The sequence below is a fragment of the Rhodophyticola sp. CCM32 genome (assembly GCF_004751985.1).
Lineage (GTDB): Bacteria > Pseudomonadota > Alphaproteobacteria > Rhodobacterales > Rhodobacteraceae > Rhodophyticola.
Map to the genome: position 1 here is coordinate 3145066 of NZ_CP038492.1, position 23763 is coordinate 3168828.

The 23763-nt window shown below is 61.0% G+C and carries 23 protein-coding genes; 11 read left to right on the forward strand and 12 right to left on the reverse strand.

From position 1 onward, the window contains the following. Positions 1–43 precede the first annotated feature (43 nt). Both dapF and mtaB read left to right on the forward strand, forming a co-directional pair. Positions 44–880 (forward strand): diaminopimelate epimerase, encoded by an 837-nt coding sequence (dapF, locus tag E2K80_RS15345; RefSeq protein WP_135375780.1) that lies wholly within the window; start codon positions 44–46, stop codon positions 878–880. A 2-nt stretch (positions 881–882) separates the two neighbouring features. Next, positions 883–2145 carry a tRNA (N(6)-L-threonylcarbamoyladenosine(37)-C(2))-methylthiotransferase MtaB gene (gene mtaB, locus E2K80_RS15350; RefSeq protein WP_135375781.1) on the forward strand — a complete coding sequence of 421 codons (1263 nt, stop codon included), beginning with the start codon at positions 883–885 and terminating at the stop codon, positions 2143–2145. A 244-nt stretch (positions 2146–2389) separates the two neighbouring features. On the opposite strand, the gene E2K80_RS15355 is transcribed toward mtaB, so the two are convergent. Both E2K80_RS15355 and ubiG read right to left on the reverse strand, forming a co-directional pair. Then, positions 2390–2551, reverse strand: coding sequence for a transposase (locus E2K80_RS15355; RefSeq protein ID WP_135375782.1), 162 nt, complete (start codon positions 2549–2551; stop codon positions 2390–2392). 329 nt (positions 2552–2880) lie between these two features. Then, positions 2881–3627, reverse strand: coding sequence for a bifunctional 2-polyprenyl-6-hydroxyphenol methylase/3-demethylubiquinol 3-O-methyltransferase UbiG (gene ubiG, locus E2K80_RS15360; protein ID WP_135375783.1), 747 nt, complete (start codon positions 3625–3627; stop codon positions 2881–2883). A 72-nt stretch (positions 3628–3699) separates the two neighbouring features. On the opposite strand from ubiG, the gene pip reads away from it, so the two are divergent. Then, positions 3700–4689: a prolyl aminopeptidase gene (gene pip / locus E2K80_RS15365; protein WP_135375784.1), complete on the forward strand. Its 990-nt coding sequence runs from the start codon at positions 3700–3702 to the stop codon at positions 4687–4689. 464 nt (positions 4690–5153) lie between these two features. On the opposite strand, the gene E2K80_RS15370 is transcribed toward pip, so the two are convergent. From E2K80_RS15370 to E2K80_RS15405, 8 genes are all read right to left on the reverse strand, one after another. Further along, positions 5154–5651 carry a hypothetical protein gene (locus E2K80_RS15370; protein ID WP_135375785.1) on the reverse strand — a complete coding sequence of 166 codons (498 nt, stop codon included), beginning with the start codon at positions 5649–5651 and terminating at the stop codon, positions 5154–5156. Next, entirely contained in the window at positions 5645–6124 is a 480-nt protein-coding gene (locus tag E2K80_RS15375) for an RNA pyrophosphohydrolase (RefSeq protein ID WP_135375786.1), read from the reverse strand. Before E2K80_RS15375 ends, E2K80_RS15370 begins: the two co-directional genes overlap by 7 nt. A gap of 6 nt (positions 6125–6130) precedes the next feature. Further along, on the reverse strand, positions 6131–7453 hold the full coding sequence (locus E2K80_RS15380; protein ID WP_135375787.1) for a S41 family peptidase: 1323 nt from the start codon (positions 7451–7453) through the stop codon (positions 6131–6133). Between the two features lie 20 nt (positions 7454–7473). After that, on the reverse strand, positions 7474–8610 hold the full coding sequence (locus E2K80_RS15385; protein ID WP_168193219.1) for a peptidoglycan DD-metalloendopeptidase family protein: 1137 nt from the start codon (positions 8608–8610) through the stop codon (positions 7474–7476). Beyond that, positions 8607–10124 (reverse strand): 2,3-bisphosphoglycerate-independent phosphoglycerate mutase, encoded by a 1518-nt coding sequence (gpmI, locus tag E2K80_RS15390; RefSeq protein ID WP_135375788.1) that lies wholly within the window; start codon positions 10122–10124, stop codon positions 8607–8609. Before gpmI ends, E2K80_RS15385 begins: the two co-directional genes overlap by 4 nt. 39 nt (positions 10125–10163) lie before the next feature. Beyond that, a complete protein-coding gene (gene rlmH, locus E2K80_RS15395) occupies positions 10164–10634 on the reverse strand; it encodes a 23S rRNA (pseudouridine(1915)-N(3))-methyltransferase RlmH (RefSeq protein WP_135375789.1) in 471 nt (156 codons plus the stop codon). A 6-nt stretch (positions 10635–10640) separates the two neighbouring features. Then, positions 10641–11129, reverse strand: a complete 489-nt coding sequence (rsfS, locus tag E2K80_RS15400; protein WP_238475560.1) for a ribosome silencing factor — start codon at positions 11127–11129, stop codon at positions 10641–10643. 111 nt (positions 11130–11240) lie between these two features. Continuing rightward, a complete protein-coding gene (locus tag E2K80_RS15405; protein ID WP_135375791.1) occupies positions 11241–11774 on the reverse strand; it encodes a hypothetical protein in 534 nt (177 codons plus the stop codon). Positions 11775–11850: 76 nt separating this feature from the next. Here E2K80_RS15405 and E2K80_RS15410 point away from each other — a divergent pair, with 76 nt between their 5' ends. Both E2K80_RS15410 and E2K80_RS15415 read left to right on the forward strand, forming a co-directional pair. Continuing rightward, complete coding sequence (locus tag E2K80_RS15410; protein WP_135375792.1) at positions 11851–12393, forward strand: DUF2975 domain-containing protein; 543 nt, start codon at positions 11851–11853, stop codon at positions 12391–12393. Next, positions 12393–12611 carry a helix-turn-helix domain-containing protein gene (locus tag E2K80_RS15415; RefSeq protein WP_135375793.1) on the forward strand — a complete coding sequence of 73 codons (219 nt, stop codon included), beginning with the start codon at positions 12393–12395 and terminating at the stop codon, positions 12609–12611. The genes E2K80_RS15410 and E2K80_RS15415 overlap by 1 nt, the downstream gene beginning before the upstream one ends. A gap of 94 nt (positions 12612–12705) precedes the next feature. Here the strand turns inward: E2K80_RS15415 and E2K80_RS15420 are convergent, their stop codons facing one another. Beyond that, complete coding sequence (locus tag E2K80_RS15420; protein WP_135375794.1) at positions 12706–13155, reverse strand: GNAT family N-acetyltransferase; 450 nt, start codon at positions 13153–13155, stop codon at positions 12706–12708. 164 nt (positions 13156–13319) lie between these two features. Between E2K80_RS15420 and E2K80_RS15425 the strand changes: the two genes are divergently transcribed. From E2K80_RS15425 to E2K80_RS15450, 6 genes are all read left to right on the forward strand, one after another. Continuing rightward, positions 13320–16775: a chromosome segregation SMC family protein gene (locus tag E2K80_RS15425; protein ID WP_135375795.1), complete on the forward strand. Its 3456-nt coding sequence runs from the start codon at positions 13320–13322 to the stop codon at positions 16773–16775. A gap of 372 nt (positions 16776–17147) precedes the next feature. Continuing rightward, positions 17148–18332, forward strand: a complete 1185-nt coding sequence (locus E2K80_RS15430) for a helix-turn-helix domain-containing protein (protein WP_135375796.1) — start codon at positions 17148–17150, stop codon at positions 18330–18332. 299 nt (positions 18333–18631) lie between these two features. Beyond that, positions 18632–19786 carry a phosphoserine transaminase gene (locus tag E2K80_RS15435; protein ID WP_135375797.1) on the forward strand — a complete coding sequence of 385 codons (1155 nt, stop codon included), beginning with the start codon at positions 18632–18634 and terminating at the stop codon, positions 19784–19786. 42 nt (positions 19787–19828) lie between these two features. Next, on the forward strand, positions 19829–21424 hold the full coding sequence (serA, locus tag E2K80_RS15440) for a phosphoglycerate dehydrogenase (RefSeq protein ID WP_135375798.1): 1596 nt from the start codon (positions 19829–19831) through the stop codon (positions 21422–21424). 106 nt (positions 21425–21530) lie between these two features. Continuing rightward, the gene (locus E2K80_RS15445; RefSeq protein WP_135375799.1) at positions 21531–21971 is read left to right on the forward strand and encodes a MarR family winged helix-turn-helix transcriptional regulator; all 441 of its coding nucleotides are present in this window, start codon (positions 21531–21533) and stop codon (positions 21969–21971) included. Between the two features lie 15 nt (positions 21972–21986). Next, complete coding sequence (locus E2K80_RS15450; protein ID WP_135375800.1) at positions 21987–23162, forward strand: acetyl-CoA C-acyltransferase family protein; 1176 nt, start codon at positions 21987–21989, stop codon at positions 23160–23162. A gap of 150 nt (positions 23163–23312) precedes the next feature. Here E2K80_RS15450 and E2K80_RS15455 read toward each other — a convergent pair whose 3' ends face one another. After that, positions 23313–23732 (reverse strand): hypothetical protein, encoded by a 420-nt coding sequence (locus E2K80_RS15455; protein ID WP_135375801.1) that lies wholly within the window; start codon positions 23730–23732, stop codon positions 23313–23315. Positions 23733–23763: the final 31 nt, after the last annotated feature.

Consider the following 23763-nt stretch of genomic DNA (forward strand, 5'->3'; position numbering starts at 1 on the left):
TGGGGGATTTCAAATGCGTGCGGATGCGTCTATATGCGCGCGGATGGACCAGATGCCTGCAAATAAAGGCCAGCCCTTCATGAAGATGCATGGGTTGGGCAATGATTTCGTGGTGATCGACGCCCGGGCGAGGCCTGTGGTGATCACGGCGGAACTGGCCTGTGGGCTGGCAGATCGTCACAGGGGCGTCGGATTCGACCAGTTGGCGGTGATCTCTGAGCACAACATAGCTGATATTGCCCTGACATTCTTCAATGCTGACGGCTCGCTCTCGGCGGCCTGTGGCAACGCGACCCGCTGCATTGCGCGCTATGAGATGGACCGGACAGGTGTCAGCGCCCTGACCCTGCGCACCGAGAGGGGGGTGTTGCAGGCAAAAGATGCAGGCAACGGGCTGACCGCGGTCAATATGGGGCTGCCGCAGCTTGACTGGCAGGATATTCCCCTGGCCAGCGCGATGGACAGCCTGCACCTGCCCATAAAGGGGGACCCGGTCGCCACCGGCATGGGCAACCCCCATTGCACCTTCTTTGTCAGCGATGCCGAGGCGGTGGATCTGGCTGCGCGCGGGGCCGGGATGGAACATCACCCGCTTTACCCTGAGCGCACCAATGTGCAATTCGCCCATCTGATCGGCCCTGACCATCTGCGTATGCGGGTCTGGGAACGGGGGGTGGGGGTGACCCTTGCCTCGGGCTCCTCCTCCTGCGCGGTGGCGGTGGCGGCGGCCCGGCGCGGGCTGACCGGACGGGCGGTGACAATGACCCTGGACGGGGGTGATATCGCGGTGGACTGGCGCGAGGACGGGGTGTGGATGACCGGCCCCACGGCGCATGTCTTCTCGGGCACGCTGACCCCTGAGTTTCTTGAGGCGCTCTGAAAATGGATCGTCGCGCGCCCGTCTTTCACACCCTTGGCTGCCGTCTGAACGCCTATGAGACCGAGGCGATGCGGGAATTGTCGGCCAGTGCCGGTCTGGGCGATACGGTTGTCGTCAACACCTGCGCCGTGACCGCCGAAGCCGTGCGCAAGGCGCGTCAGGAAATCCGCAAACTGCGCCGCGAAAACCCGGACGCAATGCTGGTTGTCACCGGTTGTGCCGCGCAGACCGAACCGCAGACCTTCGCCGCGATGGAGGAGGTCGACCGGGTCATCGGCAATACCGAAAAGATGGCGGCACAGACCTGGCGCAATCTTGCGGGTGCGAATTTCATCGGCGCCACCGAAAAGGTGCAGGTTGATGACATCATGTCGGTGACAGAGACCGCCGGGCATCTGATTGACGGGTTTGGCAGCCGGTCCCGCGCCTATGTGCAGGTGCAAAACGGCTGCGATCACCGCTGCACCTTCTGCATCATCCCCTATGGGCGGGGCAATTCCCGGTCGGTCCCTGCGGGTGTGGTGGTGGAGCAGATCAAACGCCTGGTGGATCGCGGCTATAACGAGGTGGTGCTGACCGGGGTCGATCTGACCTCCTGGGGGGCTGATCTGCCGGCGACACCAAAGCTGGGCGATCTTGTCATGCGCATCCTGAAACTGGTGCCGGATCTGCCGCGCCTCAGGATCAGTTCAATTGACTCGATCGAGGTGGATGACAATCTGATGATGGCCATCGCCACGGAACCAAGGCTGATGCCGCATCTGCATCTGAGCCTGCAACACGGTGATGATCTGATCCTGAAACGGATGAAACGCCGCCATCTGCGCGATGATGCGATCCGGTTCTGCGAAGAGGCGCGCCGCCTGCGCCCGGATATGACCTATGGTGCCGATATCATCGCGGGCTTCCCGACCGAGACCGAAGCGCAGTTCGAAAATGCGCTGAGCCTGGTCGAGGCCTGCCATCTGACCTGGCTCCATGTCTTCCCCTATTCGCCGCGCCCGGGCACCCCCGCTGCGCGGATGCCGCAGGTTCAGGGGCCTGACATCAAAACCCGCGCTGCCCGCCTGCGCGATGCCGGGGCCGCGCGTGTGCAAACCCATCTGGACGCGCAGATCGGCCAGATCCATCAGATCCTGATGGAATCCCCGCATATGGGCCGGACAGAGCAGTTCACCGAGGTTGCTTTTGCCCGTGACCAGCCCGAAAGCCAGATCATCACCGCGCGGATCACGGGGAAATCGGGCACCCAGCTTGTGGCTTAAAGCAGAAATCGTTTAATCTGATCAAAATTCTCTGCTTCCAGGTCAGCAAACTGCTGATCTTGAATGTGAATCTCAACAGACCCTAGTGCGTTTCGACTTTATGTTGAAACGCCTTTCGCTGTCTTTCGCCTTTGGCTCAAACGCGAAAGCCGTTGCACTGCTTCAATGTAAAGTCGAAACGCTATAAAGGACTGGCGCCGCGTCGCAACACGATATGACAGATGCCCAAAGGTATTCCTCTCGGCTAGACGGAAGGCGTATCCCGCCAGCGCAACCCGTTGCGGATGACATGGATGATGCCGCTGATCACCTTATGGTCATCACCCCGGGGCACCCCGTGCGGCAACGCAAAGAACCCGGAAATCCGCGTCAACTGATCTTCACTGAGCCAAAACTGATCTGACATACTGCACTCCTGACATTGGAGGGCAATGAGGCAAACTATTGGGAATAGTCCAAGAAATGAATAGGTCACGATCAGAGTGCAGAACCCAATTCACTTTGAGCAAACTGCCTGACATCCGAACCAGCTGAGAACGTGATGATGTGCGGCTCTGTTTTGCTGAGCCGCCGCGACTGCTCCAGTATCAAATAAATCAATTGATATGAAAAAGCTGACCTCATCTGGGCCTTTTCGGTTGCTCAGGAGAGGTTTGAACCGGCATGCATATTCTTAAAATCTATACTCTTATGGTCCACAGACAGTTGTGGTCAGGTGCGGACCTCAGGCCCCCGCTAGTCCGCTTTTGTACTTGCGGTCACGTAATTCACGCTCAAATCCCGGTCTGACAGGCGCCATGCCCATGTGATCGGGGTGAACACAAACCCTTTGCGGTCCACCGGTGTCAGACCCGCCCCCCGGATCAGCGTGAACAGCTCATCGGGCGTGATGAATTTCTGCCAGTCATGGGTCCCTTTGGGCAGCCAGCGCATCACATATTCCGCGCCCACAATCGCCATGGCAAAGCTTTTGGGGGTCCGGTTGAGGGTCGAGCAGATCATCAGCCCGCCGGGTTTCAGCAGGGTCTGGCAGGCGGTCAGAAACCCTTGCGGATCGGCCACATGTTCGACCACCTCCATGTTCAGCACCACATCGAACTCTTCCCCCGCTTCGGCCAGCGTCTCGGCGGTGGTAAAGCGATAATCGATCTGAAGCCCCGATTGCTCCGCATGGAGTTGTGCCACGGGAATGTTCCGCTCGGCCGCATCGGCGCCCACCACATCGGCGCCCAACCGCGCCATGGGCTCTGACAGAAGCCCGCCACCACAGCCGATATCGAGAATGCGCAACCCGTCAAACGGCATATCGGTTTTCAGGTCCCGCCCGAACTCCGCGGCGATTTGTGAGGTGATGTAATCCAGCCGTGTCGGGTTCAGCATATGCAGCGGCTTGAATTTGCCGTGCGGGTCCCACCATTCGGCGGCCATTGCCTCGAATTTGGCGATCTCACCGGCATCCACGGTTTGCGTGGCGCTGTTCATGGACATCCCTTCCCGATCTTGTCACTCTGGAGCCCATGTCGGACCCGTCACATAAGTCTATATAGGATCGGTATGGACAAATTCTCTGGCCAAAAGCGCGCAGCCGCATATCTGTTTCCGCCAACAGACCCCTATGATCAGCGGATGCTGGATGTGGGCGATGGCCATCACGTCTATGTAGAGCAATGCGGCAATCCGAAGGGCGCCCCGGTGGTTGTGCTGCATGGCGGCCCCGGCGGCGGGTGCAGCCCGGCGATGCGGCGGTATTTCAACCCCGAAGACTGGCGGATCATCCTGTTTGATCAGCGCGGTTGCGGCCGGTCGCGGCCCCATGCGGCAATCCATGCCAACACAACCTGGCATCTGGTCGGGGATATCGAGCGTATCCGCACCAGTCTTGGCATTGATCGCTGGGCGGTTTTTGGCGGTTCCTGGGGGGCGACCCTGGCGCTGATCTATGCCGAGACCCATCCGCAATCCGTGGCCTATCTGGCGCTGCGCGGTGTGTTCCTGTCGACCGAGCGGGAGTTGCAGTGGTTCTATGGCGGGGGCGCGGGGCAGTTCTGGCCGGAACAATGGGCGAAATTCACATCGCTGGTGCCTGATGCGGAACAGGATGATCTGATTGCGGCCTATCACCGGCGGCTGTTCTCGGGCGATCTGATGGTCGAAACCCGGTTTGCGCGCGCCTGGGCCTCCTGGGAAAACGCGCTGGCCTCGATGGAAAGCGATGGTGCTGGCGGCGAAAGCCCGGCGGATTATGCCCGCGCCTTTGCCCGGCTGGAAAACCACTATTTCATGAATCGCGGCTTTCTGGAGGAAGACGGCCAGATCCTGCGCGATCTTGACCGTATTGCCCATATCCCCGGCACCATCGTGCAGGGCCGCTATGACATGATCTGCCCGCCGATGTCGGCCACTCTGCTGGCCCAGGGGTGGAAGAGCGGCCGATTGCAGATGATCAAGACCGCAGGTCACGCCCTGTCAGAGCCGGGGATCAGCCAGGAACTGATCCGGGTGATGAAAGCGGTGGTTCAGCAGCGCCGGACATATGATCTCTGAGCCCGCAGCATCTTTGCGAATACCTGCAAGCACCCCGTCTTAAACCTGCCACCCCTTCGGTGCTCTTGGGGATAGTGGCGATACGTCATGGCTGAGGTTCCGGGGCGGTGTAGAACAGGAGCGTCAGATGCAAATACACCGTCAGCGACGGGGTGGAAAACTCCAGTTTTCCACATGGAATTCTGGAGAATTCCGACGCTTATAGAGCACCCTGCCTTAAACCTGAGACATCGCTCATCACAAATGTCCCGAGAACGCGAAGCGTGGCAGGGCATTTGTGATTCAAGTTTCAGGCAGGGTGCTTTAGTATCGGATTGAAACTCTGAACCACCCCCACATCACCCTCCCGCCCAGCGGCACCGCCGGGCAGCGTCTGAGCCGCCCCCACGGGGCGCGGGAGATGCCCTCTGCGTAATATGTGTGGTGCAGAATTTTGAGCCGACGCTCTATCCAAGATTTACGCTTTATTCTGCGGGTCCGCAGGCCTCCCCAAGGGCGCAGCCTATAACCTCCAGCAATTCCTCTTCGGTCGGGTTTTCATAGGAAAACGGATCACAGGGATTGGCCTCGAACACCAGACGGGTGGCATCACGGCGCAAAAAGAACAGCGCATATGTTTCCAGCGGTGGTGCCCCGCACCCGTCCGCGGTGCAGGTGACATCGACCGTCACGGACACATCAACCTCATCCACAAACCCGTTGGCCGAGGCGACACGGCCCAGGAATTGCCCGGGAAACGTGTAAGAGGCAGGGTCACCCTCTGACGCGGTCTGCTCCTCATCGGGCAACAGGGTTTCGGGCCCGGTACGGACCAGTTCCCCCACCACCATCACGAATGTTTCTTCCCGCGCCCCGGCGGTGTTGAAACTGTCGGTGACATCTGGCGGCTGGCAGGTCTGGGCCAGCGCCGGGGTGATCGGGGTCAGGGCCAGAATGGCGGTCAGACACAGGCGTTTCAGCACAGGGCAAACTCCTTTAGCACTTGGGTATAGATGCCCCGTTTGAAGGGCACGATCACATCCAGTAATTCGGCGGCGGATATCCAGCGCCAGTCGGAAAATTCCACATCCTTGTGGCACAGGTCGATCACCCGATCCTCTGCCTCCAATCGCATCAGAAACCACATCTGTTTCTGGCCGCGATATTTCCCCCCCCAGCGGTTTGGCACAACCTCCGCCGGCAAATCATAATACAGCCAGTCGGCGGTCTGGCCGATCAGGGTTACGTGACCGGCATCCACCCCGGTTTCTTCCAGAAGCTCCCGATAGGCCGCTGTTTCGGGCTTTTCGCCCTTGTCCACACCGCCCTGGGGCATCTGCCAGGCCGGTGTTGCCATATCTGCCCGCTGGCCCGCAAACACCAGACCGTCGGCGTTGAGCAAAACAACGCCGACGCAGGGCCTGTAGGGCAATGCGGCGATCTGTTCGGGCGTCACGACCCGTTACTGCGCGCCGGGGGCCAGCGCATTCAGACCGGTCAGGATGTCGATGGCATAGGCCAGTTGATAATCCTCATTGCGCAGCGCGGCAGTGGCTTCGGCAACGGCCTGTTCCTCTTCCAGCTGGCGCAGTTCATCCTCGGTCAGGGTGGAGTTCTGCAACGATCCGCGCAGGCTGGCCTCGGTCCGCTCTGGCCGGCCGTCCTCCAACTCGACGCTTTCACGCTGTTCCACCAGAATATCCGGCGCCACGCCCAGGGCCTGAATCGACCGGCCCGAGGGTGTGTAGTACAGCGAGGTTGTCAGCCGCATCGCGCCTTCGCCCTGCAACGGCATCACCGTCTGGACAGAGCCTTTGCCGAAGCTGTTGGTGCCCACAACCACCGCGCGGCGATGGTCCTGCAGCGCCCCTGCAACGATTTCCGAGGCCGAGGCCGAGCCGCCATTGATCAGCACCACCACCGGGCGACCTTCGATCAGGTCGCCGGGGGTGGCGTTATAGCGTTCACCCTCTTCCGGGTCACGCCCCCGGGTCGAGACGATCTCGCCCTGTTCCAGAAACGCATCCGACACCCGGATCGCCTGGGTCAGCAGCCCGCCGGGATTGTTGCGCAGGTCCAGAACCACACCATCAAGGTTGTCCAGCCCGCCAATCTCGGCAATCAACTCGTCCAGCCCCTCGCGCAGGTTCGGATAGGTCTGATCGTTGAAGGTTGAGACGCGCAGAATTGCGGTCGTGCCTTCCAGCCGCGCCCGTACGGCGGTCAGGCGAATACGGTCCCGCACAATAGTGACGTCAAAGGGTTCATCCACCTCTTCGCGCACCAGGGTGATCACGATTTCCGAGCCGACCGGCCCGCGCATCAGATCAACCGCCTGTTCCAGGGTCAGGCCCAGCAGCGCCTCGCCATCCACATGGGTGATGAAATCGCCCGCTTCGACACCGGCCTCCATCGCGGGGGTGTCATCCATCGGCGTAATGACGCGCACAAACCCCTCTTCCATGGTCACTTCGATGCCCAGACCACCGAATTCGCCCCGGGTCTGCACCTGCATCGTGTCGTAATCGCGTGGTGGCAGATAGCTGGAATGCGGATCAAGCGAGGTCAGCATACCGTTGATGGCGGCCTCGATCAGGTCGGCCTCGTCCACCTCTTCCACATAATTCGCGCGGATCCGTTCGAAGATGTCGCCAAACAGGTCAAGCTGTTCATAGACCGAGGCATTGCGGTCATTTTCCTGTGCAATCAGTGGGCCGGCGATTTGTGTGGTCAGCAAGACACTTGCCGCCGTTCCGCCAAGAGCCGCCATGACAAATCTTTTCATCTGAGCCTTATCCTCATCTCTTATTCAGTGATGAACCACACGTTTGGGTCCACGGGCACATTTGCTTCTCTGAGTTCTATATAAAGCGTTTCTGACAAATCTCCGCCACCACCTTGCGCATTTGTGATAATAACGCTCTCGCTGGCCTCTGGCGCGCCGCCCATCAACCCGATCGGGCCCTGGGGTGGCAACACCTCGCCCGCGCGGACAAAAACATCTGCCAGACCTGCCAGAACCAGCAGGTAATCGCCATCGGGTTCTATGATCACGACCGTGCCGTAATCCAGCAAAGGCCCGGCATATCGGACAGTTGCGGGCCAGGGCGCGGTGACGATGGCCTGGGGCTGGGTTGCCAGAACCAGACCGGGCCGGGCGATGCCGGCGGCATCCTGTTCATTAAATCCATGCAAAACCCGCCCCAGAACCGGCAGGGGCAATGCGCCCCGGGCTTCGGCGAATTGCGGCAGGTCAAATCCGCTTAAATCCGTCCCGGCGGGCTGTTCGCGCAGGCTTTCGGCAAAACTGTCCAGCGAATCGACGCTTTCCATCAGTTGCAGCATGGCATCGGTGTTCAGCTCAAACCGTTCCGGCAGAACCCGGCGGTCGGCGATGGCCTGGGACAGTTGCGCGCGGGCCTCCTGCGCGCCGTTCAGCCCATCGCGCAACTGTGCCAGCGCATTGTCCTGCAAGGTGCGCATCAGGCTGATTTCCTCTAGCTGCCCCTGCAACCGCGCGGCTTCACCGGCGATGGCCGGGCTGACATCCGACACGATCATGCCAGAACGGGCGGTGCCAAGCGGGCCGGAAGGGTGCAGCATCAACAAGGGCGCCGGGGCGCGTTCAATGGTTTGCAGCACGGCCAGAAGACGCGCCAGCCGGTCCCTTTCGGCCTCGAACACCACCAGAATGGTCTGTTCCCTGAGCGCGGCGCGGCGAATCCCTTCGCGCAGCGCCAGCAAGCCTTCCTCATAGGCGCGCACGGTTTCGGTCAAGGCCTCGACCCGGTCGCGGGCGCCATCGGCCTCAACCAGAGAGGTGGCGGCCGCATCCAGCATCCGGGCCGCATTCTGCGCGGTCAATGCCGGGTCGGTATCGGGCCAGGCGGAGAAGGGCCAGACCAGAAGACCGATCAGCACCAGACGGACCATTCGGCTCATATGATCAGGCTCTTTCCGGTCATCTCGGGCGGCAGATCAAGACCCATCAGCGCAAGCAGGGTGGGCGCCAGATCGGCCAGCCGCCCGTTTTGCATTTGCGCGTCTTCCGGCCCGCCCACCAGGATCATCGGCACCGGGTTCAGCGTATGCGCCGTATGGGGGCCGCCGGTTTCCGGGTCAATCATCACCTCGCAATTGCCGTGATCGGCGGTGACAATCATCGCGCCTCCGGCAACCTCCAGCGCTGCCAGAGCCCGCCCCAGCCCGGTATCCACGGCCTCACAGGCCTTTTTCGCGGCCTCCAGATCGCCGGTATGGCCAACCATATCGGGATTGGCATAATTCACCACGATCAGATCATACCCTGCTTCAATCGCCTCCACGAAGCTGTCACTGACCTCGGGCGCTGACATCTCGGGTTGCAGATCATAGGTCGCCACATCGGGGGATTTCGGCATGAACCGATCCTCCCCCGCCTCCGGCACCTCTTTGCCGCCATTGAGGAAAAACGTCACATGGGGGTATTTCTCGGTCTCGGCCAGCCGGAACTGCCGCAACCCGTGTCTGGCCACCCAGGCGCCGAGTGTGTTGACCAGTTTCTGTTTCGGGTAGGCGGTGGTCATGAACCCGGTATGGGTGTCGGAATAATCCACCATCCCCAACAGCCCTGCCAGTTCGGGCCGTGGCCCGGTGTCGAACCCGTCAAACCCCGGGTCGCCGATTGCACTGAGTATCTCGCGCGCGCGGTCGGCCCGGAAATTCAGGCAGAAGAACCCGTCACCATCGGTCAGACCGGCGAAATCGCCAATCACCGTGGCCGGGATGAACTCATCGGTCTTGCCGGTCGCATATCCCGCCGCAACCGCCGCCGCCGCGCTGTCCGCATGGGCCCCCTTGCCGCCGATCATCGCGGCATAGGCCTGCGCCACACGATCCCATCTTGTATCGCGGTCCATCGCGAAATAGCGGCCAATCACCGTGCCGATCCGCGCCCCTTCGGGCAGGTCAGCCTCTAACGCGGCAATGAACCCGTCGGCGGATTTAGGGGCCACATCGCGCCCGTCGGTGATTGCATGGATCACAACTGGCACGCCTGCATCGGTCACCGCCTGTATGGCGGCCAGGATATGGCTCAGATGCCCATGCACGCCTCCGTCAGACACAACCCCCATCAGATGCGCCACCCCGCCTGAGGTTTTCAGCGCGTCAATGAAGGCCAGAAGGGCAGCATTCTGAAAGAAACTGCCATCTTCAATGGCCAGATCAATCATCCCCAGATCCATTGCCACAACCCGGCCTGCGCCGATATTGGTATGGCCAACCTCGGAATTGCCCATCTGCCCCGCAGGCAGGCCCACATCATGGCCATGGGTGGTCAGTTCTGCATGGGGGCAGTCTGCCATCAGCCGGTCAAAATGCGGCGTGGCGGCTTGCGCAGGGGCATTCCCTTCGATCGCCGGGTTTATCCCCCAGCCATCAAGAATACACAGAACGACAGGTTTCGGATTGCTCATGGCCTGCGTTCTACGCAAGCCCGTCGGCACAGGCAAGGATCACACCCGGTGATAGGGGCTTTGCGCCAGAATAGAGGCCGCGCGGTAGAGCTGTTCGGCCAACATCACACGCGCCAGCATATGCGGCCAGACCATCGGCCCGAATGAGACTGCGCGACCGGCCTCTGCCCGAAATGACGGGGTCAAGCCATCCGCGCCGCCAATCACAAAGGCCAGATCGCCCCGACCCTGATCGCGCAGATCGCCCATTGCGGTTGCAAATTCGGGCGAAGTCATCACCCGGCCCCGTTCATCCAGCATCCAGATGGCCGCGCCATCGGGCAGGGCCCGGCGCAACAGAGCCGCCTCGGCATCCGGTCCGCCGCCTTTCTTGTCCTCGACCTCAACCACCCGTGCGGGGCCAAGCCCCAGGGCCCGTCCGGTACGGTCAAACCGCGTCAGATAATCGTCGATAAGTTCGCGTTCAGGACCGGCCCGCAGCCGGCCCACAACACACAGATGCACCCGCATACGCGCTTACTGCGGCGCCGCAGCGGCCTGGCCCGGCATCCACATTTTTTCAAGCTGATAGAATTCCCGCACCTCGGGGCGGAAGACATGAACGATGATATCGCCCGCATCAATCAGCACCCAATCGCCCGCATCCTTGCCTTCCATCTTGCACCGGCGACCGGTGACGGTTTTCAGCCGATCCACCAGTTTCTCGGAAATCGCCGAAACCTGCCGGGTCGACCGACCGGTGGCGATCACCATGTAATCGGCCATGGATGACTTGCCGCGCAGGTCGATCTGCACGACATCTTCGGCCTTGTCATCGTTTAGAGAGGCAAGAATACGCTGAAGAAGTTCTTCGCTTGTCACATCTTGCAGTTCGGGCGCGTTTGGCGCCGCAGGTGCGGCTTTCTGCGAAGCCGCAAGGGTTGGTCCAGCCAGGACAATGTCCTCCATAATACGCGCCGTCAAAAGCCCCGGCGCCGGGCATATGCCAAAGATAACATCGGCCATCGCCGATCTCAACGGTGTGTGGCGAATTGGGCGGATTGCGGTGGCACGAAGGGCACGCGCCGTCTGGTGGACGTGTCGCAATCCGCCCGGGTCAAGAGGGAAAGGCCCATCTCAACCAGCCCGGGAACAGACCTGTAACTCGCTCAGATCATGCCCCAGAAGGCTGCGCAGACGCATATTTTCAACAATTGGCAAAAACGGTCCCTCAACCTCTGCCCGTAACTGGATAGACACCCGTGCCTGCCCGTCTGGCTCCCCGCCCGTCTGGCAGGGGGCAATTGTGAAATTGAACGCGCCATCCACGTCGATATCCTCTGCCATCCAGCCCAGGATCAGCCCCTGTTGCTGTGCCAGTCGCGTCTGGTCATCCCGGCTCAGCACATAGAGATCACGCTGTTCCGAGGGGATCAGCACATATTGTTCACTGGAAACCGCCCGGGTCAGGGTGTTCACGCCCGACACCACCATAACCGCCCCGTCTTCGGGCAGCGCCACATTGTCAGGCAGGATGACCTGCGCCGCAACGCCATTTGGGTCAGCCATCAAAGGGTCAACCGGCTCAACCGGATCGGCTTTCAGCAAGGTTATGCTCAACACAAGGGCCGTGATCGCGATAGCGGTCGAAAACATGAATCGTTCAGTCATTTCATTTTCCTCTTTTCCGAATCATTTTTTACTGTAATACAGTAATAAATATAAATCTGGAAAGAAGAAATATCAAATGTCTACATCTGACCTTAACCGCATCATCTCGCTTGCACGACTGCTGCATCTGGCCACGACACTGGGGCTGATCGCATTGCCTGTCCTGATTGTCGTGGCCTTTGCCATTGGTGAGGCGGGCATTGGCGATCTGCGCGAAACCTATGCGGAATACCGTCTGCCGGATGTGATCGGAACCGGCACCTACGGGACAATCCTTGCGATCCAACTGGTCGGGATTCTTCTGACCGTCTATGTCTTGTGGCAAATGCGCGGGCTTTTCGCCTGCTACAAAAAGGGGGAGACCCTCAGCGCGCAATGTGCTGACCGGATCTTGCGCATCGGGCAGGGCCTGGTCGCGGTCGGCATTGTCGGCATCCTGTCCAATACGGTGACTGTCCTGCTTCTGACGATGGGCAACCCTCCGGGGGAACGGACCCTTTCGATCAGTTTCACCGATGGCCATGTCGGGTTCTTCATGGCAGGTGGCCTGATCGTGGTGATCGGGTGGGTGATGCGCGAAGCCGCGCAGATTGCCGAAGAGAACCGGGGGTTTATCTGATGGAAATCATCGTCCGGCTTGATGTGATGATGGCACGCCGCAAGATGAAGGGCCGCGATCTGGCGGCCCGGATCGGCATCACCGAACAGAATCTGAGCCTGCTGAAAAGCGGCCGGGTCAAAGGGATCCGGTTCGAGACGCTGGCGAAGATCTGCGCGGTGCTGGACTGTCAGCCGGGCGACCTGCTTGAGGCCGCCCCGGGGCAGACCAGCGCGTAAGACCGAACAGCGCAAAAGGAACCTCGACCGAGATCATACCGGGTTGCGGTCTGTATGAGGCAGCGTTTTGCGTTCAGATCAAACGCAAACCGTATCAAAGCGGCTTTTCCATGAAGACCGAGCTGCCGTTTTCCGGGTAATCACCAAACGGCCCCCGGCGAATATAGCCATGGCGCGTATAAAGCCCGATGGCTGCGGGGCTCAACTGTCCGGTTTCCAGCCGCATCAGGGCAATACCCTCGGCACGGGCCGCAGTTTCCACCGCCTCGATCAGGGCCGAGGCAATGCCGGTCCCGCGCGCCGCCGGTTCGGCATACATGCGTTTCAACTCGCCATACCCGTCACATACCGCATACCCGCAGCAGCCAAGCGCCTCGCCCTCGAAATACGCCACGAAAAACCGCACATCATCGGCAACCAGTTGGTCAGGCGATGCCGCAAACCGGTCTTCGGGCGGGTATAGCGCTGCTTGTTCAGCCTCGCTGCCCGCAATAAGGCGGAGCGCATCATCTGAGACAGGATCGGTGCGGGTCACTGTAACCATGCGAACACACTGCCCTGAGTGATCAATCGCTGCAATAACGCAGAAAATTGCCTATATCTTGTGGATAATCACCCGAATAGGGGCAGATAAAGGGGTTCTTCGTTGACTTGGGGGGCATCGGGGCCAGACAATCAGCGATCAACGGAATCACCGCAGGCAGGCAGTTGCGCTTCTCGAAGATCAGACTGAATGGCTTCAAAAGCTTTGTCGACCCGACCGATCTGCTGATCGGGGACGGGTTGACCGGCGTGGTCGGCCCCAATGGCTGTGGCAAGTCGAACCTGCTGGAGGCGCTCAGATGGGTGATGGGCGAAAACCGCCCCACCGCGATGCGCGGCGGCGGGATGGAGGATGTGATCTTTGCAGGCGCCGCCACCCGCCCGGCGCGGAACTTCGCGGAAGTGTCGATCATCATCGACAATTCCGAACGTCTGGCACCGGCGAATTTCAACAGCGAGGACCAGCTTGAAATCGTGCGCCGGATCACCCGCGATGCGGGCAGTGCCTATAAGACCAATGGCAAGGATGTGCGCGCCCGCGATGTGCAGATGCTGTTTGCCGATGCCTCGACCGGTGCGCATTCCCCGGCGCTGGTCCGGCAGGGGCAGATTTCTGAACTGATCAACGCCAAGCCGAAAGCCCGCCGCCGGGTGCTGGAGGAAGCCGCCGGTATCTCGGGCCTTTATCAGCGGCGCCATGAGGCAGAGTTGAAGCTGAAAGGGGCCGAAACCAATCTGGCGCGCATCGACGATGTGCTGGAACAACTGGCCGCGCAACTGTCACAACTGGCGCGTCAGGCGAAACAGGCCGCGCGCTATCGCGAGATCGGCGCTGATCTGCGCCATGCCGAAGGGTTGTTGCTGTATCTGCGCTGGCGCGAGGCGGATCAGGCGCGGTTAAGCGCGGATATGGCCCTGCAAGAGGCCCTGCGTATCGCCGCCGGGGCGGAAACAGCGGCGCAACAGGCGGCCAGAACCCGCGAGGCCGCCGAGGCCGATCTGCCACCAAAACGCGAAGAGGAGGCCATTGCCGCCGCCCTGTTGCAGCGCGTGACAGTGGAGCGTGCCGCACTGGATGATGAGGACGCCCGCGCGGCCAGAACCATCGAAACCCTGACCGCCCGGATCGAACAGCTGACCCATGATATCGGGCGTGAACAGCATCTGAACGCGGATGCCGGTGACACGATTGCGCGGCTGGCCGGGGAGCAGAGCGATCTGGAAGCCGCCACGGAGGGGCATGAGGCGGCATTGACCAACGCCTCGACCGAAGCGACAGAGGCCGCGCGTGTTCTTGCGGATCGGGAAAATGCGCTCAGCCAGTTGACCGAAGATGCCGCACGCCTTGCCGCACGCCACCAATCGGCCGGGCGATTGGTCGAAGATGCGGCCCGGGCCGAGGCCCGCAACACCAGCGAGGCGGAAAAGGCCAGGGGTGCGGCGATCGAGGCCGAGGACCGGCTGACCTTGCTGACCCGCGACCATGAAGAGGCGGAGACCGCGCTTGCCGCCGCAACCGATCTCGCCGCCCGTGCCGATGCGACGCTTACCGAAACCGAAACCGCCCGCGCCCGGGCCCAGACCAGCGAAGGCGAGGCCCGCGCCGCCCGGACCGAGGCCGAGGGGCAGTTGGGCACGCTGGACGCAGAGGTGCGTGCGCTGACAAAGCTGCTGGATCGGGAGCGGGGCAGCGGCGATCAGATCCTTGATCAGGTGCAGGTTGCCCCGGGGTTTGAGGCCGCCGTTGGCGCCGCCCTTGCCGATGATCTGAAAGCGCCCCTCGCTTCAAAGACAGGGGCCAGCGGCTGGACCGATCTCCCCCCTTATGAGGCTGAACAACCCTTGCCCGCCGGCGCCTCGGCCCTGACCGGGTATGCGGATGCGCCCGGGGTTCTCACCCGTCGGTTGTCGCAGGTCGGTGTGGTGGCACAGGAAGATGGCTCCCGCTTGCAGGCCACTTTATTGCCCGGTCAGCGATTGGTCAGTCGCGAGGGTGATCTCTGGCGCTGGGACGGGTTTGCCCTGCCTGCCTCCGAAGGGTCCTCAACTGCGGCGCGGCGGCTGAGCCAGGTCAACCAGCTGAATGATCTGTCGGCAGAGCTGGAACGCGCCACCACCGCCGCCGACCGCGCCCGGGCGGCCCATGACAGCAATGCCGCGCGCCTGTCTGATCTGACCCAGGCCGACAAGGCCGCGCGGGAGGCCCGCCGCGCCGCAGACGCTCAGGTGGCAGAGGCCAGCCGGTCCTTCAGCCGGGCCGAGGCCGAGCGGAACATTCTGGCCGGCAAGCTGGAAACCCTGCGCGGCGCAGCGCAGCGCCATGAGGAAGACGCCGCCACTGCGCGCCGCGATCTCACCGATGCTCAGGCCGCGCAGGCGGAACTGGATGATCTGGACAGCATTCGTGATCAGGTGGCGGAAACCAAGATCACGGTCGAGGCCGCGCGCCTGACCATGCTGGCCAAACGCACCGGGTTTGATGAGTTGAAACGTGATGGCGAGGCGCGGGTGAAACGGATCACCCAGATAAAAGACGAGGTGGAGACCTGGCGCAAACGTCTGGCCACTGCCGAAACCCGGATCGCAGAGCTGGACAGCCGTAAGCTGAGTTCTGAAGCCGAGCTTGAAACAGCCCGGGCCCTGCCCGCCGAGATTACCACGCGACGCGACGCCCTGGCCGAAACGATTGCCGAGGCCGAAACCCGCCGGGCCGCCGCCGGTGATGCGTTATCGGTTGCCGAAGGCGCGTTGAGAACCGCCGTGACCACGGAGCGTGATGCAGAGCGCGCCGCATCCGATGCCCGCGAGGCCCGCGCCCGGGCCGAGGCCCGCCGGGATGCGGCATCGGAGGCCGTGGATCAGGCCGCAGAACGGATCATGGAGGAGATGGAGGTGACCCCGCAGGCGCTTCTTGAAAGCCTCGACGCGGATCCTGAGAAGATGCCGGGGGCAGAACGGATCGAGGCGGATGTGGTCCGCCTGCGCCGCCAGCGCGATGCGCTTGGTGCGGTCAACCTGCGCGCCGAGGAAGATGCAGAGGCCGTGCGGCAGGAACATGACACGCTGGAGGCGGAAAAACTGGATCTGGAAGAGGCGATCAAGACGCTTCGCTCCGGTATTGCCGCATTGAACCGCGAGGGGCGTGAACGGCTGCTGACCGCGTTTGAAGAGGTGAACCGGAATTTCGGCGTGCTTTTCACCCATCTTTTTGGCGGCGGCGAGGCCAAGCTGGTGCTGGTGGAAAGCGATGACCCGCTGGAGGCGGGGCTGGAAATTCTGTGTCAGCCGCCGGGCAAGAAGCTGAGCACCCTGTCGCTGCTGTCTGGTGGAGAACAGACCCTGACCGCGCTGGCCCTGATATTCGCGGTATTCCTGGCCAACCCCGCGCCGATCTGCGTGCTGGATGAGGTGGATGCGCCCCTGGACGACGCCAATGTCGCGCGCTTCTGCGACCTGCTGGACGAGATGTGCCGCCGCACGGATACAAGATTCCTGATCATCACCCACCACGCGGTGACAATGGCGCGGATGGACCGGCTGTTCGGGGTGACCATGGCCGAACAGGGCGTCAGCCAACTGGTCAGCGTCGACCTGAAAAAAGCCGAACAGATGGTGGCCTGAGAGCTCGCGTGTTGAACGCGGTTGCGTTTGCTTCCATTGTCTTTCGCCCAAGGTTCAACTGCTGTTTTCGATTGGGCTGTCTCTCGATCAGCAAGCTTCGGATCGCACTCACAGCGACCATCTTGGTCTTGCTATAAACGGATGAACCCAGACCCTATAGCGTTTCGAGTTAAACATGAATCACTTGTTCGCTGCCTCTCCCTTCGGTCGAACGCGAAAAGCGATGATCATGTCTCAACGAAAACTCGAAAGGCTTTAAGATCAAAACTGTAGTCGCCTGCCGGTGAGGACATCGCTTCAATCCCCAACCCCTGTTTTCCGCGGCAATGTGTTGGTAAATCGCACCCCCTCAGATCCAATAAGAGGCTGGATATGGCCGGAAATACATACGATCCCATAATACTGGCATTTCAACTTGGCGTTGCGCTCTTTTGCGCGAATCAACTTTTTCTGCATCAGCGCAATCAACGGATCTATGTGCCTTTGGCGCTATTCTTTGCCGCGCAAACGATCAACTTCCTCGTCGGCATCATCGATCTTTTGTGGGGCCAGTACGGCTATGAAGTGATGATCGCGCGGTGGGGAAGTATAACCCTTCCTGCCACGCTGGCGCAGCCTTTGTTGTTTTGGCTATATGTCCGGGCGCTGACGTCTGAGGATGGCGCGAACCGGATCGCCCACAAGGGCTGGCATGCATTGCCATTGGTGCTGTCCCTCATCGGGATTCCTTTGATGTTCATGCTGCCAAGGTCCGCTTTCGAACAGGACATCCTGGATTTCAATGGCTTCAGCCTGTTGACCCAGTCCACCTTCATCTACGTTCAGGTGGTGGCAATTGTCTTTTACGGGCAACTCGCCGTCTATCTGTTTCTGACCATGCGGATGATGTCGGCCTATCGTGCTCGGCTCAAGGATCTGTTTGCTACAACAGAAAACAGGGAACTCTCTTGGATCTGGTGGATCACCACAACCGTCAGCGCCTATTTGCTGCTGAGTGTTGGTCAGCTCGGCGTGGAACTGTCTGGGCTGGCGATCCCTCAGTCTTTTCTGAATGCATCCGATCTGATGGACCGCCTTGTCAGTGTTGCGATTACATGGGTGATTGCCATCTGGGGCGTGCGCCAACAGCCGGGGCTGATGAGAGAGCCGATGAATGGCAAGACGTTTCCAGAAAGATCAGAGGAAACCAAGTCAAAATATGAACGATCTGCCCTGACCGATGAGCATGCAAAGCGGATTGCGGGCAAGATCGAACAGGCGATGATCAAGGACCTGTTATATCGCGATCCAAACCTGTCCCTGTGGGATCTGGCAAAGCATATCAAAGTGACATCGAACTATGTTTCGCAAACGCTGAACACGACGTTGCGGTCCAACTTCTTTGACTACGTAAACAAGTGGCGCATTCAGGATGCCGTCAAACAACTGCACGATACAGAAGAGACGATCCTGGTCATCGCCTATGATGTGGGATTCAATTCACGTTCGTCTTTCTACAATGCGTTCAAGCGAGAGATGGGTACCACGCCATCGGCGCTCAGGGCGCGCGCGTCCTAGCCGTTTAATGCAACAGTCCCGATGAGAGAGGGCCGTGCTTTCAGTTTCAGATCGGCCCCGTCTGACGTTACAGCGTCGGCGGGGTTTTTCTTTCGAACCATGCTAAGAAGAAGCGACAGAACAGGTAGGGAACAAATTGCACGGATCTACCTGTGCCGTTCTCGATCCATTCTCCATCAACTTGCGACAACCTGCGCTATAGGTGCTTTTATCGCTTGCATATTTTTCTGGGATTCGGGTATCCGACCAGTGGGACACCCCTCCCCAACGAGGGGCGCATATCTGTGAGGATACCACCGATGGTTACGAACACCCCGGCCGCGCGGCCGGTCAATCCGCGTTTTTCGTCTGGCCCCTGCGCCAAACCCCCCACATGGTCGCTTGATCACCTGTCGGATGCGGCCCTTGGCCGGTCGCACCGGGCGGCGATTGGCAAGGACAAGCTGAAAGCGGCCATTGAAGGCACCCGCGAGGTTCTGGGCATCCCCGCCGATTACCGGATCGGGATCGTGCCGGCCTCCGATACCGGCGCGTTCGAGATGGCGATGTGGAATTTGCTGGGCGCCCGCCCGGTGGACATGGTCGCCTGGGAAAGCTTTGGCGCGGGCTGGGTGACCGATGTGGTCAAGCAGCTGAAGATCGAGGCGAAGGTTCATACCGCCGAATATGGCGATATCGTTGATATGGCCGCGTTGGACTATCATCACGATGTCTGTTTCACCTGGAATGGCACCACCTCGGGCGTGCGGATGCCCTCGGGCGAGGCGATCCCGGAGAAGCGTGCCGGTCTGACGCTGTGTGATGCCACCAGTGCCGCCTTTGCGCAGGCATTGCCCTGGGACAAGCTGGATGTCACCACATTCTCCTGGCAGAAGGTCATGGGCGGTGAAGCGGCCCATGGCATGCTGGTTCTGTCGCCGCGTGCCGTGGACCGGCTGGAAAGCTATACCCCGCCCTGGCCCCTGCCGAAGATTTTCCGGCTGACCAAGGGCGGCAAGCTGATCGAGGGGATCTTTACCGGCGCCACGATCAACACGCCCTCGATGCTGGCGGTCGAGGATTACCTGTTCGCCCTGACCTGGGCGCGGGAGATTGGCGGGTTGCCGGCCCTGATGGCCCGGGCCGATGCCAATGCGCAGGCGATTTTCGATTTCATTGCCGCAACACCCTGGATCGAAAACCTTGCGGTTGATCCGGCAACCCGGTCCAATACCTCCGTCTGTCTGAAATTCAACGATAGCCGGATCAGCGATGGTGCCGGTTTTGCCAAAGCCGTGGCCAAACGATTGGAATCGGAAGGCATCGCGCTGGATATCGGGGCCTATCGCGACGCTCCCCCGGGATTGCGGATCTGGTGTGGTGCGACGGTTGAGCGTTCGGACATAGAGGCGATGCTGCCCTGGCTGTCCCGGGCGTTCGAGGCCGAGATTGCAGCACAGGCCACCGCCGCCTGACTTCCCTTATCAGACCCTGTTTTAGACAAAGGAGTGCCTGACATGGCCCCCAAAGTTCTGGTTTCCGACAAGCTGAGCGAAACCGCCGTACAGATTTTCCGCGACCGCGGCATTGATGTGACCTTCGATCCCGCTATCGGGAAGGACAAAGACAAACTGCTGAGCGTGATTGGCGAATATGATGGTCTTGCCATCCGGTCCGCCACCAAGGTGACCGAAAAGATCATCGCCGCCGCCGGCAATCTCAAGGTTGTGGGCCGCGCCGGGATCGGCGTCGACAATGTGGATATTCCCGTGGCCTCCAAGAAGGGGATCATCGTGATGAACACACCTTTCGGAAACTCCATCACCACGGCGGAACATGCCATTTCGATGATGATGGCCGTGGCCCGGCAGATCCCCGAGGCGAATGCCTCCACCCATGCGGGGAAATGGGAAAAGTCGCGCTTTATGGGGGTGGAACTGACCAACAAGACGCTTGGCGTGATCGGGGCCGGGAATATCGGGTCAATCGTGTGTGACCGGGCTTTGGGGCTGAAGATGAAAGTCATCGCCTATGACCCGTTCCTCAGTGAAGAGCGGGCGATGAAAATGGGTGTCGAGAAAGTCGAGCTTGAGGAGCTTCTGCCGCGCGCCGATTTCATCACCATGCATGTGCCGCTGACCGACAAGACCCGGAACATCCTGAGTGCTGAAAACATCGCCACACTGAAACCCGGTGTGCGTATCGTGAACTGCGCCCGCGGCGGTCTGGTGGATGAAGAGGCGCTGGCCCTGGCGTTGAAAGACGGGCGTGTTGCCGGTGCGGCGTTTGATGTGTTCGCGGTGGAACCGGCCACCGACAGCCCGCTGTTCAACCTGCCGAATGTCGTGGTCACCCCGCATCTGGGCGCGGCCACGACCGAGGCGCAGGAAAATGTCGCCCTGCAGGTCGCCGAACAGATGTCGGATTATCTGCTGACCGGTGCGGTCTCGAACGCGCTGAACATGCCCTCGGTCACCGCTGAAGAGGCTGCGGTGATGGGCCCCTGGCTGAAACTGGCCGAAAATCTGGGGGAGTTTGTCGGGCAACTGACCGATGAGGCGATCATGGCGGTCTCGATCACCTATAACGGGCTGGTCAAGGATATGAATCTTGATGCGCTGAACTGTGCGGCGGTGGCCGGGATCATGAAGGTCACAAACCCCGATGTGAACATGGTCAGTGCCCCGATAATCGCCAGGGAACGCGGGGTCGAGATTTCCACCACGACCCAGGACAAGACCGGTGTGTTCGACGGCTATATCCGCTTGCAGGTGAAAACCGCCGAGAGGGAACGCTCCATCGCCGGTACGGTCTTTTCCGACGGCAAACCGCGTTTCATCCAGATCAAGGGCATCAATATCGACGCCGAAGTGGGGGCGCATATGCTCTACACCACCAATGACGATATCCCCGGCATCATCGGGACATTGGGCCAGACCATGGGCGAATACGGGGTGAATATCGCGAACTTCACCCTTGGCCGGTCAGGGGCCGGGCAGGATGCGATTGCGCTTCTCTATCTGGATGACCAGCCGCCCGCCCCGGTGCTGGAAAAACTGCGCGCCACCGGCATGTTCCAGCAGGTGCGCCCGTTGCAGTTTTCTGCGGCCTGATATGATCTCTTCGCCCCCGGCGCATCTGTGCCGGGGGCGGTCATGCGCTTGAACCGGCGCAGGTTTCGCGCCAGTCTGTGATGGCAGCTTATGCGATGGAACCCTGATGACCACGCCTTTCACCCTTGATATGTTTCTTCCCTATCGGGTGTCGGTTCTGGCCGGGCAGCTCAGCCGCGATTATGCGCGCATCTATCGCGAAAGATTTGGCCTGAACCGGGCAGAATGGCGGGTGGTGGCCCATCTGAGCCAGGAAACCGCCGTGTCCGTGCGTGAAATTCATGCCCGCGTGGATATGGATAAATCCAAGGTCAGCCGGGCGGCCACAAGGCTGGAAGAGGCGGGCTATGTCACCAAACGCACCAATGCGACCGACCGGCGCCTTGTCGAACTGGCCCTGACCGAAAAGGGCCATGGGATGATGGCGGAACTGGCGCCGCTGGCGCAGGCATTCCAGGCGGAACTGCTGGCCAGTCTGGGTGCTGAGGCAGGGGGGTTTCTGGCCGGGATAGACAAGCTGTCCGGCGACAGATCCAGTATTGATTGACGGAGGAGAGAATGAATGAGTGATATCGTGATCCTGTCGGGCGCGCGCACGGCAATCGGCACATTCGGCGGCGCACTGGCGGGAACCGCGCCGATTGATCTGGGCGCCATCGTTGCCAGGGCCGCATTGGACCGTGCGGGTGTCGAAGGCACCCAGATTGGCCATGTGGCCTTTGGCCATGTCATCAATACCGAACCGCGCGATATGTATCTGTCCCGCGTCGCCGCGATGGAGGCCGGCGTGCCCGATACGGTGCCGGCGATGAATGTGAACCGGCTTTGCGGCTCCGGCGCGCAGGCCATCGTCTCGGTCCTGCAATCCCTGATGTTGGGCGATGCGGAATTTGGCCTGGCGGGCGGCGCCGAAAGCATGAGCCGGGGGCCGCATATCCTGCCTGTGGGGCGCCGGGGCCAGAAAATGGGGGATACCCGTGCGCAGGACATGATGCTGGGCGCGCTGAACTGCCCGTTCGGCACCGGCCATATGGGGGTGACCGCCGAAAATGTGGCCGCCGAACATGATATCAGCCGCGCCGCACAGGATGCGTTTGCGCTGGACAGCCAGACCCGCGCGGCCAGGGCGATCAAGGCGGGGTATTTCAAGGATCAGATCGTGCCGGTCCCCGTCCGGGTGAGGCGCGAGATGGTCGATTTTGACACGGATGAACACCCCAAATCCACCACGGCAGAGATGCTGGGCGGGCTGCGCACGGTGTTCCAGAAAGACGGCACCGTGACCGCAGGCAATGCCAGTGGCATCAATGACGGGGCCAGCGCGATGGTTCTGGCGCGGGCCGAGGCGGCAGAAGCCGCTGGCCTGACCCCGCGCGCCCGTATTCTGGGTTATGCCCATGCAGGTGTGCGCCCCGAGGTGATGGGCATCGGCCCGGTGCCCGCGGTTGAGGCTTTGCTGACCCGCACCGGCCTGTCGATCACCGATTTCGATGTGATCGAATCGAATGAGGCCTTCGCGGCGCAGGCGCTGGCGGTGAACAAAGGGCTTGGTCTTGATCCGGCCAGGGTAAACCCCAATGGCGGGGCCATCGCCCTGGGCCATCCGGTTGGCGCCACCGGCGTGATCATTACGGTCAAGGCGCTGTATGAATTGGAGCGGACCGGCGGCCGCAAGGCGCTGATCACCATGTGCATCGGCGGCGGCCAGGGCATCGCGCTGGCCATTGAGCGGCTCTGAACCGCCGGGAGGCAACGGTTTTCAGGCCAGATCAAACGCAAACCGCTCTAAAAAAGCCCCCCTGCGTTTGCCGGGGGGCTTTTTTGTCTGGCCGTATCGGGGGAGGGAGGGCCCCGTCTGGCCGTTCTTGGTATGGTCAGGCGATGTGCCTTAGTTATGGCTCAGGTTGAAGGCGCGGATGTGGTCGTCATCTTCCTGCAGGTTGCGCAGGATGAAAGCGTCCACCACCGGGTTGCTGCCATAGCTTTGGGTCGAAACCGTCTCGGCGCCGCCGTTGCGGACAAAATTGGCGCGGATATGGTCATCGCCTTCTTCCAGAACCCGCAGCGCGAAATCGGACGCCGAGGTGCCGCCGAAGGACTGGGTGGAGATGGTTTCAGACCCGCCGCCGTTGCGGATGTAGCGGGCCACGGAATAATCACCGTTTTCCTGTGCGTCGCGCAGATGGATCAGTTCGGCGACAGTGTAGTCCCCGGCATCGACGCCCAGCGAGGCGGCCAGTTGGTCATTTGCAAAAGCAGGTGCGGCAACGGCCAGGGCGAGAGCGGTGGTGAGAGCGAAGCGTTTCATGGGTATGGTCCTTTCGGGTGTGTGTGTTTGG